Here is a 12289-nt window from a genome sequence, read left to right on the forward strand (position 1 = left end):
GGCCGGCAACGCAGCATGGCGCGATTTCCGGCGCAACCCGAAGGGCCGGGCCTGTATTTGCGCAGGCCTGCGTTACTCGTCGTTCATTTGGACGACCAAACCTCTCTCCTCGCGCCTTGCCCTGCGCAAATACAGGCTCCGGCGCAAAGAGAGAAATAGCCAATGGCGCGTCCTTAGGCATAGTGGCGAACCTCGCCGGCGCCTTCGATGTTCTCCACGCAACGGCCGCAAATTTCCGGGTGCGCGGCGTGGCTGCCGACATCTTCGCGGTGGTGCCAGCAGCGGGCGCACTTGGCGTGGGCCGACTTCACCACCTTCAGTTTCAGGCCGGGCAGTTCGCTCTGCACGGCATCGGCCGGGGCATCGGCCAGTGGCGCGAGGGTGGCGGTGGAGGTGATCAGCACGAAGCGCAGTTCGTTGCCCAGCCTGGCCAGGTCGGCGGCCAGGGCGTCCTCGGCGAACAGGGTGACCTCGGCCTGCAGGTTGCCGCCCACGGCCTTGGCCGCGCGCTGGTTCTCCAGTTCCTTGTTCACCGCGGCCTTCACGGCCATGACCTGGTCCCAGTAGGCGCGGCCCAGCTCGGCGTCGGCCGGCAGCTCGGACAGGCCCTCGTACCAGGTGGTCAGCATCACCGACTCGGCACGCTCGCCGGGCAGGAACTTCCACACTTCCTCGGCGGTGAAGGCCAGGATGGGCGCGACCCAGCGCACCAGCGCCTCGGCGATGTGGAACAGCGCGGTCTGGCAGGAGCGGCGGGCGACGCTGTCGGCCTGGGTGGTGTACTGGCGGTCCTTGATGATGTCCAGGTAGAAGCCGCCCAGCTCCTGCACGCAGAAGTTGTGCACCTTGGAGTAGACGTTCCAGAAGCGGTAGTCGCGGTAGGCCTCTTCCAGTTCGCGCTGCAGCAGCAGGGCGCGGTCCACGGCCCAGCGGTCCAGGGCCAGCAGCTGGTCGTTGGGCAGCAGGTCCCTGGCCGGGTCGAAGCCGGTCAGGTTGGAGAGCAGGAAGCGCGTGGTGTTGCGGATGCGCCGGTAGGCGTCGGCGCTGCGCTGCAGGATGGTCTGGGAGACCGCGATCTCGCCGGAGTAGTCGGTGGAGGCCACCCACAGGCGCAGGATGTCGGCGCCCAGGGTGTCGATCACGGTCTGCGGCACCACGGTGTTGCCCAGGGACTTGGACATCTTGCGGCCGGACTCGTCCACGGTGAAGCCGTGGGTCAGCAACTGGCGGTACGGCGCGTGGCCGTCGATGGCGCAGCCGGTCAGCAAGGATGAGTGGAACCAGCCGCGGTGCTGGTCGGAGCCTTCCAGGTAGAGGTCGGCGGCCGGGCCGCTGGCGTGGCCGAGCTCGGCGTGGGAGCCGCGCAGCACGTGCCAGTGGGTGGTGCCGGAGTCGAACCAGACGTCCAGGGTGTCGTTGATCTTGTCGTACTGCGCGGCTTCATCGCCCAGCAGTTCGGCGGCGTCGAGCTTGAACCAGGCCTCGATGCCTTCCTTCTCCACGCGCTGGGCGACTGCTTCCATCAGCTCGACGGTGCGCGGGTGCAGCTCGCCGGTGGCCTTGTGCAGGAAGAACGGGATGGGCACGCCCCAGTTGCGCTGGCGCGAGATGCACCAGTCCGGACGGCCGGCGATCATGCCGTGCAGGCGCGCCTGGCCCCAGCTGGGCACGAATTCGGTCTGGGTGATGGCTTCCAGGGCGCGCTCGCGCAGGGTGGCGCCGCTTTCCGGCTGCTTGTCCATGCCGACGAACCACTGCGCGGTGGCGCGGTAGATCAGCGGCGTCTTGTGGCGCCAGCAGTGCATGTAGCTGTGGTTGATGCTGGCGTGCTTGAGCAGCGCGCCCACTTCGTCGAGCTTGGCGACGATGTTCGGGTTGGCCTTCCAGATGAACTGGCCGCCGAAGAACGGCAGGTCGGACACGTACACGCCGTTGCTCTGCACCGGGCTGAGGATGTCGTCGTTGCTCATGCCGTACTGCTTGCAGGTACGGAAGTCGTCCTCGCCGTAGGCCGGCGAGGAGTGGACGATGCCGGTGCCGGCGTCCAGGGCCACGTACTCGGCCAGGTAGACCGGCGAGAAGCGCTCGTAGAACGGGTGGCGGAAGCGGATCAGGTCCAGCGCCTCGCCCTTGGCGGTGGCGATGACCTGGCCTTCCAGGCCGTAGCGCTGCAGGCAGGACTCGACCAGTTCCTCGGCCAGCACCAGCAGGCGCTCGCCGGTGTCGACCAGGGCGTAGGTGAATTCGGGGTGGACGTTCAGCGCCTGGTTGGCCGGGATGGTCCAGGGGGTGGTGGTCCAGATGACGATGGCGGCGGGCTTGGCCAGGCTCGGCAGGCCGAAGGCGGCGGCCAGCTTGTCGGCGTCTTCCACCGGGAAGGCGACGTCGATGGCGTCGGACTTCTTGTCGGCGTACTCGACTTCCGCCTCGGCCAGGGCCGAACCGCAGTCGAAGCACCAGTTCACCGGCTTCAGGCCCTTGAACACGAAGCCCTGCCTGACCATCTCGGCCAGGGCGCGGATCTCGCCGGCCTCGTTGGCGAAGTTCATGGTCTTGTAGGGGTTGTCCCACTCGCCCAGCACGCCCAGGCGGATGAAGTCGGCCTTCTGCCCTTCGATCTGCTCGGCGGCGTAGGCGCGGCACAGCTCGCGGGTCTTGTCCGCCGGCAGGTTCTTGCCGTGGGTGGTCTCGACCTTGTGCTCGATGGGCAGGCCATGGCAGTCCCAGCCCGGCACGTAGGGGGCGTCGTAGCCGGCCAGGGTGCGCGAGCGGACGATCAGGTCCTTGAGGATCTTGTTGACCGCGTGGCCGATGTGGATGCTGCCGTTGGCGTAGGGCGGGCCATCGTGCAGGATGAATTTCGGACGACCTTCGCCGATCTTCCGCAGCTTCTGGTACAGGCCGATGTCGTTCCAGAACTTCAGCGTCTCCGGCTCGCGCTGGGGCAGGCCGGCTTTCATCGGGAACTGGGTATCGGGAAGGTTCAGCGTGGCTTTGTAGTCGGTCATCTCAGGGCCTGTTCGGAATTTCTTCAATCAAGCGGTTGGCCCAGCCAGTAGGCCCGGGCGGCGGCTATGTCGGCGAGGATCGCCGCCTTCAGTGCCTCCAGGGAGGCAAAACGCTGCTCATCACGCAGCTTCTGGTGGAAGGTCACATCCAGGTGCAGGCCGTAGAGGTCGCCCGCGAAGTCCAGCAGATGCACTTCCAGGTGGGGCCGGCCGTCGCCGTTGACCGACGGCCGCGTGCCGATGTTGGCCACCCCGTTGACACGCTGGCCAGCCACGAGGGTGCTGACCAGATAGACGCCGTTCAGCGGCGCCTTGCGGCGCTTGAGCTGGATGTTGGCGGTGGGCGAACCCAGGGTGCGGCCGAGCTTCTGCCCGTGCAGCACCCGCCCGCTCAGGCGGAACGGCCGGCCCAGCAGGCGCTCGGCCTGGTGCAGGTCGCCGTCGGCGAGCACCTTGCGGATGCGCGAGCTGCTCACCCGCATGCCGTCGACCTCCACCGTGGTGGCAGCCTCGACGGTGAAGCCCTGCTCGGCGCTGGCCCGGACCAGGAAGGCGAAGTCGCCGGAGCGGTCGCAGCCGAAGCGGAAGTCGTCGCCCACTTCTAGGTGGCGCACCGCCAGGCCGTCCACCAGCACCTGGCGGACGAACTCGGCGGCAGACAGTTCGCGCAGGCGGCGGTTGAAGGTCAGGCAGAGGACGAAGTCGACGCCCTGCTCGCGCAGCAGCTCGAGCTTCTCGCGCAGGCGCGTCAGGCGCACCGGCGCGGCATCCGGGGCGAAGTACTCGCGCGGCTGCGGCTCGAAGATGACCACGCAGCTGGGCACGCCCAGCTCCTGCGAGCGCTCGCGCAGACGCGCCAGGATCGCCTGGTGGCCAAGGTGGACGCCGTCGAAATTGCCGATGGTGGCAACGCAGCCCCCGGACAGGGGCCGCAGGTTGTGGAGGCCTCGAAGCAGCTGCATAGCGCGCGTATTGCTCAGAAAGTGGTCGATTATACCTGCACCCGCCGCCGCGCGACAGGCACAAAGCCGCCGTGCGTCACGGATGCACCCAAGTGCCCGCGCCGGGCTAGCTCACCGCCCGCCGCGAGAAGTCGCGCAGGCGGAAGCCCAGCAGCGCCAGCATACCGAAATAGGCCACCACGCCGGCCGCCACCAGCGCGCCCAGGCGCGCCAGGCGCAGCGGCATGCCGCCCAGGTCCCAGGCCGGCATGAAGTGCATCGCGCCCAGCAGCACGGCGGACATCACCAGCACCGCCAGCACCAGCTTGCCGAGGAACTTCGCCCAGCCCGGCTGCGGCTCGAACAGGTCGTGCTTGCGCAGTTGCCAGTACAGCAGGCCGGCGTTGAGGCAGGCCGCCAGGCTGATGGCCAGGGCCAGGCCCGCGTGCTTGAGCGGGCCGATGAAGACCAGGTTCATCGCCTGGGTGGAAACCAGGGTGAACAGCGCGATCTTCACCGGCGTGCGGATGTTCTGCCGGGCATAGAAGCCCGGCGCCAGCACCTTGACCAGGATGATGCCGAGCAGGCCCACGGCATAGGCGATGAGCGCGCGCTGGGTCATCAGCGCGTCGTTGGCGCTGAACTTGCCGTACTGGAACAGCGACACGGTCAGCGGCTCGGCGATCAGCGCCAGGGCCAGGGCGCAGGGCAGCACCAGCAGGAAGCACAGGCGCAGGCCCCAGTCGAGCAGCCGCGAGTATTCATGGCGGTCGTCGCTGGCGTAGGTCTTGGCCAGGGACGGCAGCAGGATGGTGCCCAGGGCCACGCCCAGCACGCCGGAGGGCAGCTCCATCAGGCGGTCGGCGTAGTACATCCAGGACACCGAGCCCGCGGCCAGGAAGGAAGCGAAGATGGTGTTGATGATCAGCGAGATCTGGCTCACCGAGACGCCGAGGATCGCCGGGCCCATCTGCTTGAGCACGCGCCACACGCCGGTGTCGCGCAGGTTCAGGCGCGGCAGTACCAGCATGCCGATCTTCCTCAGGTGCGGCAGCTGGTACAGCAGCTGCGCCAGGCCGCCGGCCAGCACCGCCCAGCCCAGGGCCATCACCGGCGGGTCGAAGTACGGCGTGAGGAACAGCGAGAAGACGATCATGCTGACGTTCAGCAGGGTCGGCACGAAGGCCGGCACCGAGAAGCGGTTCCAGGTATTGAGGATGGCCCCGGCCAGGGAGGCCAGGGAGATCAGCAGGATGTAGGGGAAGGTCACCCGCAGCAGCGCGGTGGTCAGTTCGAACTTCTCCGGGGTGTCGGCGAAGCCCGGCGCGGTGATCCAGATCACCCAGGGCGCGGCGAGGATGCCGAGCAGCGTGACCACGGCCAGCACCAGGGTCAGCAGGCCGGAGACGTAGGCGATGAAGGTGCGGGTGGCCTCCTCGCCCTGCTGCGTCTTGTATTCCGCCAGGATCGGCACGAAGGCCTGGGAGAAGGCGCCCTCGGCGAAGATGCGGCGCAGCAGGTTGGGCAGCTTGAAGGCGACGAAGAAGGCGTCGGTGGCCATGCCGGCGCCGAACATGCGCGCCACTATGGTGTCCCGAACGAAGCCGAGCACCCGCGAGATCATGGTCATGGAGCTGACCGCGGCCAGCGATTTGAGTAGATTCATTGCATCCGGGACTTGTCAGCGCAGGGCGGGCCCTGCCCGCGGGGCGGCCGGATCGCCCGGCGGCCAGTAAAGGGCGTCGAGTGTATGGCCGCCGGTCGAATAAATCACCCACCCAGTCCGCGAACCCCCGGGCACGCCGCTCGTCGGCCGCCGCTCATACCCTTGACAAGGCACGGACTCGACGGCATCATTCGCGGCCTTAATTTATTCGCTACATCCCAAGTTTTTCTCGAGGAGCTCGACGGTGGCCAACACACCTTCCGCCAAAAAACGCGCCAAACAGGCTGAGAAGCGTCGCAGCCACAACGCCAGCCTGCGTTCCATGGTTCGTACCTACATCAAGAACGTAGTCAAGGCAGTCGACGCCAAGGACCTGCCCAAGGCCCAGGCCGCCCTGGTTGCCGCCGTACCGGTCATCGACCGCATGGCCGACAAAGGCATCATCCACAAGAACAAGGCCGCTCGCCACAAGAGCCGCCTGAACGCCCACGTGAAGGCCCTGGCCACCGCGTAAGCGTTCCGTTCTTGAAAAACCGGCCCCAGTGGCCGGTTTTTTATTGCCCGCGAAGAACCCAAACCCGGCCCCGGACCTGTAGGAGCTAGCTTGCTCGCGAACGCCCCGCTGCGGCGATGCCTCGCGCGAACGCCGGCCCTGCCGGCGGGATCGCGGATGAGATCCGCTCCTACGCTGCCCCACCCACGCACCCCCTGTAGGAGCGCGCCCTGCGCGCGAATCGCGGGCAGGGCCCGCTCCTACGAAAAGAAAAAGCGAAAGATGCCTCGCATGAACGCCGGCCTTGCCGGCGGGATCGCGGATGAGATCCGCTCCTACGCTGCCCCACCCGCGCACTCCCTGTAGGAGCGCGCCCTGCGCGCGAATCGCGGGCAGGGCCCGCCCCTACGAAAAGCGGAAGCCTTCTATTTCGTCGGCCAGGGCATGATCGGGATGGCGGTCACCGCGTTCTGCGGGCTGCCTTCGATGATGCGGTCGCTGTAGACGAGGTAGACCAGCGCGTTGCGCTTCCTGTCGAAGAAACGCACCACCTGCATGGACTTGAACACCAGCGAGGTGCGCTGCTTGAACACCTCCTCGCCATCCCTGAGCTCGCCGGCGAAGCGGATCGGCCCGACCTGGCGGCAGGCGATGGACGCCTCGGCGCGGTCCTCGGCCAGGCCCAGGCCGCCCTTGACGCCGCCGGTCTTGGCCCGCGACAGGTAGCAGGTCACCCCTTCCACCCTGGGGTCGTCGAAGGCCTCGACCACGATCTTGTCGTTGGGCCCCACCCACTTGAACACCGTGGAGACCTCGCCGATCTCCTCCGCCCCCGCCAGCGCCGGCAACATCAGCAGGCCGGCGCACACGCCCTTCCATAGCTTCATGGGTACTCCTTCAGACCAGCACGAGGTTGTCGCGGTGCACCAGCTCCGGCCCGTCGACGTAGCCCAGCAGGCCCTCGATGGCGTCGGTCGGCTGACCGATGATCTTCTGCGCCTCCAGGGCGCTGTAGTTGGCCAGGCCGCGGGCGATCTCGCGGCCCTGCGGGTCCACGCAGACCACCATCTCGCCGCGGCGGAAGCTGCCTTGCACCTGCTTCACGCCCACCGGCAACAGGCTCTTGTGGTCTTCCGCGATGGCCTTCACCGCCCCCGCGTCCAGCACCAGGGTGCCGCGCATCTGCAGGTGGCCCGCCAGCCATTGCTTGCGAGCGGCCTTGCGGCTTTGCTCGGGGGTCAGCAGGGTGCCCAGGCGCTCGCCGGAGCGCAGGCGGTCGAGCACGCGCTCGATGCGCCCGCCGACGATCACCGTGTGCGCACCGGAGCGCGCCGCCAGGCGCGCCGCGCGCAGCTTGGTCTGCATGCCGCCGCGGCCGAGGGCGCCAGCGCTGCCGCCGGCCACCAGGTCGAGCTGGGCGTCGTCGGCGCGGGCTTCGTAGATCAGCTGGGCTTCGGGGTTGTTGCGCGGGTCGGCATCGAACATGCCGTCGCGGTCGGTGAGGATCACCAGCAGGTCGGCCTCCACCAGGTTGGCCACCAGGGCCGCCAGGGTGTCGTTGTCGCCGAAGCGGATCTCGTCGGTGACCACGGTGTCGTTCTCGTTGATCACCGGGATCACGCCGAGGTCGACCAGGGTGCGCAGGGTGTTGCGGGCGTTCAGGTAGCGCTTGCGGTCGGACAGGTCGTCATGGGTCAGCAGCACCTGGGCGGTCTGCAGGCCATGCTGGCCGAAGCTGGACTCCCAGGCCTGCACCAGGCCCATCTGGCCGACGGCCGCCGCGGCCTGCAGTTCGTGCATGTCGCTCGGGCGGGAGACCCAGCCCAGGCGGCTCATGCCCGCCGCCACGGCGCCGGAGGACACCAGCACCAGCTCGACGCCCGCGCAGTGCAGCGCGACCATCTGCTCGACCCACACCGCCATGGCGTCGCGGTCCAGCCCGCGGCCATCAGCCGTGAGCAGGGCGCTGCCGATCTTCACCACCCAGCGCCGCGCGCCGGTCACTTTCTCACGCATACATCAACCTTACGAAGTCAGGTTTCACCAGGTTGCTTGGGGACCGGCGCACGCGGCGCCGGTCAGGGCACGTAGAAGATTTCCGGCCCGTCGCCGTCGTCCTCGTCGTCGAAATCATCGTCGTCGTCGAGGTCGTCGGCATTCTTCAGGCCGGCGCGGCGCAGCGCGCGCGCGTCATCCATGGCCTGCAGACGGGAGCGCGCCTCGTCCTCGATGCGCTGGTCGAGCTCGGCCAGGGCTTCGCCGTAGGCCGGGTCTTCCTCGATGCGCAGGCTGCGCTCGTCGAGGTACTTCATGATGTCCTGGCTGAGCGCCTCGGTGCCTTCGCGCTCCAGGGCGGAGATCACGTAGACCGGGCCTTCCCAGCCCAGCCGCGCGACCACGTCCTGCTTGCGCCGCTCCTGCTCCTCCGGCTCGAGGATCTGGTCCATCTTGTTCAGCACCAGCCAGCGGTCACGCTCGGTGAGCGCCGGGCTGAACTTGGCCAGTTCGTTGACGATGGTCTCGGCGGCATCGGCCGGGTCGCTCTCGTCCAGCGGCGCCATGTCGACGATGTGCAGCAGCAGGCGGGTGCGCGCCAGGTGCTTGAGGAAGCGGATGCCCAGTCCGGCGCCCTCGGCGGCGCCCTCGATCAGGCCGGGGATGTCGGCGACCACGAAGCTCTTGAAGCGGCCGACGCTGACCACGCCCAGGTTCGGCACCAGGGTGGTGAAGGGGTAGTCGGCGACCTTCGGCTTGGCCGCGGACACGGCGCGGATGAAGGTGCTCTTGCCGGCGTTCGGCAGGCCCAGCAGGCCGACGTCGGCCAGGACCTTCAGCTCCAGCTTGAGGTCGCGGGCCTCGCCGGGCTTGCCCGGGGTGGTCTGCCGCGGCGCGCGGTTGGTGCTGGACTTGAAGCGGGTGTTGCCCAGGCCATGCCAGCCGCCCTGGGCGACCATCAGGCGCTGGCCGGGCTCGGTCAGGTCGCCGATGACCTCGTGGGTAGCGGCATCGATCACGGTGGTGCCCACCGGCACCGGCAGGACCAGGTCGTCGCCCTTGGCGCCGGTGCAGTCCTTGCTGCCGCCGTTCTGCCCGCGCTGGGCATCGAAGCGGCGGGTGTAGCGGTAGTCCACCAGGGTGTTCAGGCTCTCGTCGGCCTCGAGGAACACCGAGCCGCCGTCGCCACCGTCACCGCCGTTGGGACCGCCCTTCTCGATGAACTTCTCGCGGCGAAAGCTCATGAGGCCATTACCGCCGTCACCGGCTTTCACGTGGATGGATACTTCGTCGACGAATTTCATGGGAACGCCTCCCGCCAGCGCGGCGGGTTGAATAAGAAAAGGAGCATAGGATACAGCCAAGTCCGCGCAAACGCGCAGGCCGCCCCATGCAGGAAACGCCAGAAACAAAAAAGCCCCGTCGCGAGACAGGGCTTTTTCAGTGAAGGCTCGCTTAGGCAGCGACGACGCTTACATAGCGACGGCCAAAGGCGCCTTTCACTTCGAACTTGATCACGCCGTCGATTTTCGCGAACAGGGTGTGATCCTTGCCCATGCCAACGCCGTAGCCGGCGTGGAACTGGGTGCCGCGCTGACGCACGATGATGTTGCCTGCCTTGACGACCTGGCTGCCGAACAGCTTCACGCCAAGGCGTTTACTTTCGGAATCGCGACCGTTGCGGGTACTACCGCCAGCTTTCTTGTGTGCCATGAGTCATATCCTCCAAAAAAGGAATTAGGCCTGGATGCCGGTGATCTTGATTTCAGTGAACCACTGGCGGTGGCCCTGACGCTTCATGTGGTGCTTGCGGCGGCGGAACTTGATGATGCGCACTTTGTCGTGACGACCGTGGGAAACCACTTCAGCGGTCACTTTCGCGCCTTCTACCACCGGCAGGCCGATCTTGACGTCATCGCCATTGGCGACCAGCAGAACGCGATCCAGGTTGATCGCTTCGCCGGTGGCGACGTCGAGTTTCTCGACCTTGAGGAATTCGCCTTCGGCGACTTTGTATTGCTTGCCGCCGGTAACAATAACTGCGTACATCTGGATGTCTCCGTTAGACCTGCTCACCCGACGCTTTATAGGAAGAGGTATCGGTCGGCATGGCTGCATGGGGCCGGAAGGACGCCCGTGCAATTGCGTAAGGCAGGGTATGCCAGGGAAGTTCGGGGCCGCAATTGTACGCAAAGCCCCCGGCCGATACAAGCCTTGCGGCGCTTTCCTTGACAGCCCCCACCCCGGCACCTAGCATGCCGCGCATTCTTCGAGGAGCGCCTTCGTAATATGCAACCCCAGGCTTTCTATCGGGTGGTGGCGGACGATTTCACCGCCGTCGACGGCATCATTCGCCGCCAGCTCAGCTCCCGCGTTCCCCTGGTCGAGAAGATCGGCGACTATATCATCTCCGCCGGCGGCAAGCGTCTTCGCCCGCTGCTGGTGCTGCTCAGCGGCAAGGCCCTGGGCCATTCCGGGGACGACCTGCGCCTGCTGGCCGCCACCATCGAATTCCTCCACACCTCCACCCTGCTGCACGACGACGTGGTCGACGCCTCCGGCCTGCGCCGCGGCCGCGCCACCGCCAACGCGCAGTGGGGCAACGCGCCCAGCGTGCTGGTCGGCGACTTCCTCTATGCCCGCTCCTTCGAAATGATGGTCGAACTCGGCTCCATGCCGGTGATGCAGATCATTTCCCAGGCCACCCGGGTGATCGCCGAGGGCGAGGTGCTGCAGCTGACCAAGGTGCGCGACGCCAGCACCACCGAAGAGACCTACATGGAAGTCATCCGCGGCAAGACCGCGATGCTCTTCGAGGCCTCCACCCACAGCGCCGCCGCCATCGCCGGCGCCAGCCCGGAACAGGCCGAGGCCCTGCGCCAGTTCGGCGACGCCCTGGGCATCGCCTTCCAGCTGGTGGACGACCTGCTGGACTACCGCGGCGACGCCGGCACCCTGGGCAAGAACGTCGGCGACGACCTCGCCGAGGGCAAGCCCACCCTGCCGCTGATCGCCACCATGCGCGACGGCACCCCGGAGCAGGCGCTGCTGGTGCGCAAGGCCATCCAGCAGGGCGGCAGCCAGGACCTGGAAGGCATCCGCGCCGCCGTGGAAGCCGCCGGCGCCCTGGACTACACCGCGAAGCTGGCGCGCGAATACGCCGCCCGCGCCATCGACTGCCTCAAGGCGCTGCCGGACAACGAGTACCGCGATGCGCTGGTCGAGCTGAGCGAATTCGCCGTCGCCCGCACCCACTGATCCCCACGCGATCCGACGAACGCCCGCCCGGCCCAGCCGTGCGGGCGTTCTGCGTTATGCGCCATTGATCCAGGCCATGGCATGGGGCGTTTGGCGAAAAAAATTCTGCATAGGGGCTTGCTATCGAGATAATAAGAATTATTCTCATTAACTCGGCAACCAAGGAGATGCAGAGATGACCTACATGATCGATGCCTGGCTGGACCGCCCCCATCCCTATCTGCGCATCCTCAATCGCGATACCGGGGAAGTCTGCGCCCTGTTGCAGGAAGACGCCCTGGACGAGCTGCGCGAGCAGGGCGGCCTGGACCTGCACGAACTGGGCACCAGCGAACCGCAGGTGCTCAAGGAGCTGGTGCGCAACCTGTTCCTGTTCTGCTACGCCCGTGCGCTGCGTTGAATGCCACCGCTGTTCGCGGGAACGACGGGGCTTTCGTAGGAGCGGACCTTGTCCGCGATAGCCGGACGTATCGGCGCGGATCGCGGATGAGATCCTACGCTGCCCCACCCACGCCATTCCCCTGTAGGAGCGCGCCCTGCGCGCGAATCGCGGGCAGGGCCCGCTCCTACAGTTCCGGGGAAGCACGGGCGTAGGAGCGGACCTTGTCCGCGATAGCCGGATGTATCGGCGCGGATGAGATCCGCTCCTACGCTACCCCACCCACGCCATTCCCCTGTAGGAGCGCGCCCTGCGCGCGAATCGCGGGCAGGGCCCGCTCCTACGGTTCCGGGGAAGCACGGGCGTAGGAGCGGACCTTGTCCGCGACGGCGGGATGAGAGCCGGCCCTGCCGGCGGAATCGCGGATAAATCCGCTCCGACATCTCATCCGGCAAACATAACGACCCGTAGGGCCGTTCGCGAGCAAGCCCGCGCCTACGAAGAGCGGGAGCCGGACGTACAGGGTTTTGCGATGGCGCAGGACGCGCC

11 protein-coding genes are annotated in these 12289 nt (G+C 67.2%); 3 read left to right on the forward strand and 8 right to left on the reverse strand.

Going from position 1 to position 12289, the window contains the following annotated elements; genetic code table 11:
- Positions 1–173: 173 nt before the first annotated feature.
- The 3 genes from ileS to murJ form a co-directional block, all read right to left on the reverse strand.
- Positions 174–3008: an isoleucine--tRNA ligase gene (gene ileS, locus CHC02_RS08790; RefSeq protein WP_089391106.1), complete on the reverse strand. Its 2835-nt coding sequence runs from the start codon at positions 3006–3008 to the stop codon at positions 174–176.
- A gap of 23 nt (positions 3009–3031) precedes the next feature.
- Positions 3032–3970 (reverse strand): bifunctional riboflavin kinase/FAD synthetase, encoded by a 939-nt coding sequence (gene ribF / locus CHC02_RS08795; RefSeq protein ID WP_089391107.1) that lies wholly within the window; start codon positions 3968–3970, stop codon positions 3032–3034.
- A gap of 106 nt (positions 3971–4076) precedes the next feature.
- Positions 4077–5615 (reverse strand): murein biosynthesis integral membrane protein MurJ, encoded by a 1539-nt coding sequence (murJ, locus tag CHC02_RS08800; protein WP_089391108.1) that lies wholly within the window; start codon positions 5613–5615, stop codon positions 4077–4079.
- A gap of 244 nt (positions 5616–5859) precedes the next feature.
- Between murJ and rpsT the strand changes: the two genes are divergently transcribed.
- Positions 5860–6129: a 30S ribosomal protein S20 gene (rpsT, locus tag CHC02_RS08805; RefSeq protein WP_009617555.1), complete on the forward strand. Its 270-nt coding sequence runs from the start codon at positions 5860–5862 to the stop codon at positions 6127–6129.
- Between the two features lie 404 nt (positions 6130–6533).
- Here rpsT and CHC02_RS08810 read toward each other — a convergent pair whose 3' ends face one another.
- The 5 genes from CHC02_RS08810 to rplU all read right to left on the reverse strand — a co-directional run bounded on the left by CHC02_RS08810 (position 6534) and on the right by rplU (position 10152).
- Complete coding sequence (locus CHC02_RS08810; RefSeq protein ID WP_089391109.1) at positions 6534–6995, reverse strand: CreA family protein; 462 nt, start codon at positions 6993–6995, stop codon at positions 6534–6536.
- Between the two features lie 10 nt (positions 6996–7005).
- On the reverse strand, positions 7006–8124 hold the full coding sequence (gene proB / locus CHC02_RS08815) for a glutamate 5-kinase (RefSeq protein ID WP_009617553.1): 1119 nt from the start codon (positions 8122–8124) through the stop codon (positions 7006–7008).
- A gap of 62 nt (positions 8125–8186) precedes the next feature.
- Positions 8187–9407: an Obg family GTPase CgtA gene (gene cgtA / locus CHC02_RS08820; RefSeq protein WP_089391110.1), complete on the reverse strand. Its 1221-nt coding sequence runs from the start codon at positions 9405–9407 to the stop codon at positions 8187–8189.
- Positions 9408–9558: 151 nt separating this feature from the next.
- Positions 9559–9816 (reverse strand): 50S ribosomal protein L27, encoded by a 258-nt coding sequence (rpmA, locus tag CHC02_RS08825; protein WP_089391111.1) that lies wholly within the window; start codon positions 9814–9816, stop codon positions 9559–9561.
- A gap of 24 nt (positions 9817–9840) precedes the next feature.
- Positions 9841–10152 carry a 50S ribosomal protein L21 gene (gene rplU, locus CHC02_RS08830; RefSeq protein WP_009617549.1) on the reverse strand — a complete coding sequence of 104 codons (312 nt, stop codon included), beginning with the start codon at positions 10150–10152 and terminating at the stop codon, positions 9841–9843.
- 240 nt (positions 10153–10392) lie between these two features.
- Between rplU and CHC02_RS08835 the strand changes: the two genes are divergently transcribed.
- Both CHC02_RS08835 and CHC02_RS08840 read left to right on the forward strand, forming a co-directional pair.
- Positions 10393–11361 (forward strand): polyprenyl synthetase family protein, encoded by a 969-nt coding sequence (locus CHC02_RS08835; RefSeq protein ID WP_089391112.1) that lies wholly within the window; start codon positions 10393–10395, stop codon positions 11359–11361.
- A gap of 175 nt (positions 11362–11536) precedes the next feature.
- A complete protein-coding gene (locus tag CHC02_RS08840) occupies positions 11537–11761 on the forward strand; it encodes a PA4570 family protein (protein ID WP_009617547.1) in 225 nt (74 codons plus the stop codon).
- Positions 11762–12289: the final 528 nt, after the last annotated feature.

Source organism: Pseudomonas delhiensis (genome assembly GCF_900187975.1).
Lineage (GTDB): Bacteria > Pseudomonadota > Gammaproteobacteria > Pseudomonadales > Pseudomonadaceae > Pseudomonas > Pseudomonas delhiensis.

Coding starts and splice junctions, on each gene's coding strand:
- ileS (WP_089391106.1), bottom strand. CDS start 3,008: ATGACCGACTACAAAGCCACGCTGAACCTTCCCGATACCCAGTTCCCG.
- ribF (WP_089391107.1), bottom strand. CDS start 3,970: ATGCAGCTGCTTCGAGGCCTCCACAACCTGCGGCCCCTGTCCGGGGGC.
- murJ (WP_089391108.1), bottom strand. CDS start 5,615: ATGAATCTACTCAAATCGCTGGCCGCGGTCAGCTCCATGACCATGATC.
- CHC02_RS08810 (WP_089391109.1), bottom strand. CDS start 6,995: ATGAAGCTATGGAAGGGCGTGTGCGCCGGCCTGCTGATGTTGCCGGCG.
- proB (WP_009617553.1), bottom strand. CDS start 8,124: ATGCGTGAGAAAGTGACCGGCGCGCGGCGCTGGGTGGTGAAGATCGGC.
- cgtA (WP_089391110.1), bottom strand. CDS start 9,407: ATGAAATTCGTCGACGAAGTATCCATCCACGTGAAAGCCGGTGACGGC.
- rpmA (WP_089391111.1), bottom strand. CDS start 9,816: ATGGCACACAAGAAAGCTGGCGGTAGTACCCGCAACGGTCGCGATTCC.
- rplU (WP_009617549.1), bottom strand. CDS start 10,152: ATGTACGCAGTTATTGTTACCGGCGGCAAGCAATACAAAGTCGCCGAA.
- CHC02_RS08835 (WP_089391112.1), top strand. CDS start 10,393: ATGCAACCCCAGGCTTTCTATCGGGTGGTGGCGGACGATTTCACCGCC.
- CHC02_RS08840 (WP_009617547.1), top strand. CDS start 11,537: ATGACCTACATGATCGATGCCTGGCTGGACCGCCCCCATCCCTATCTG.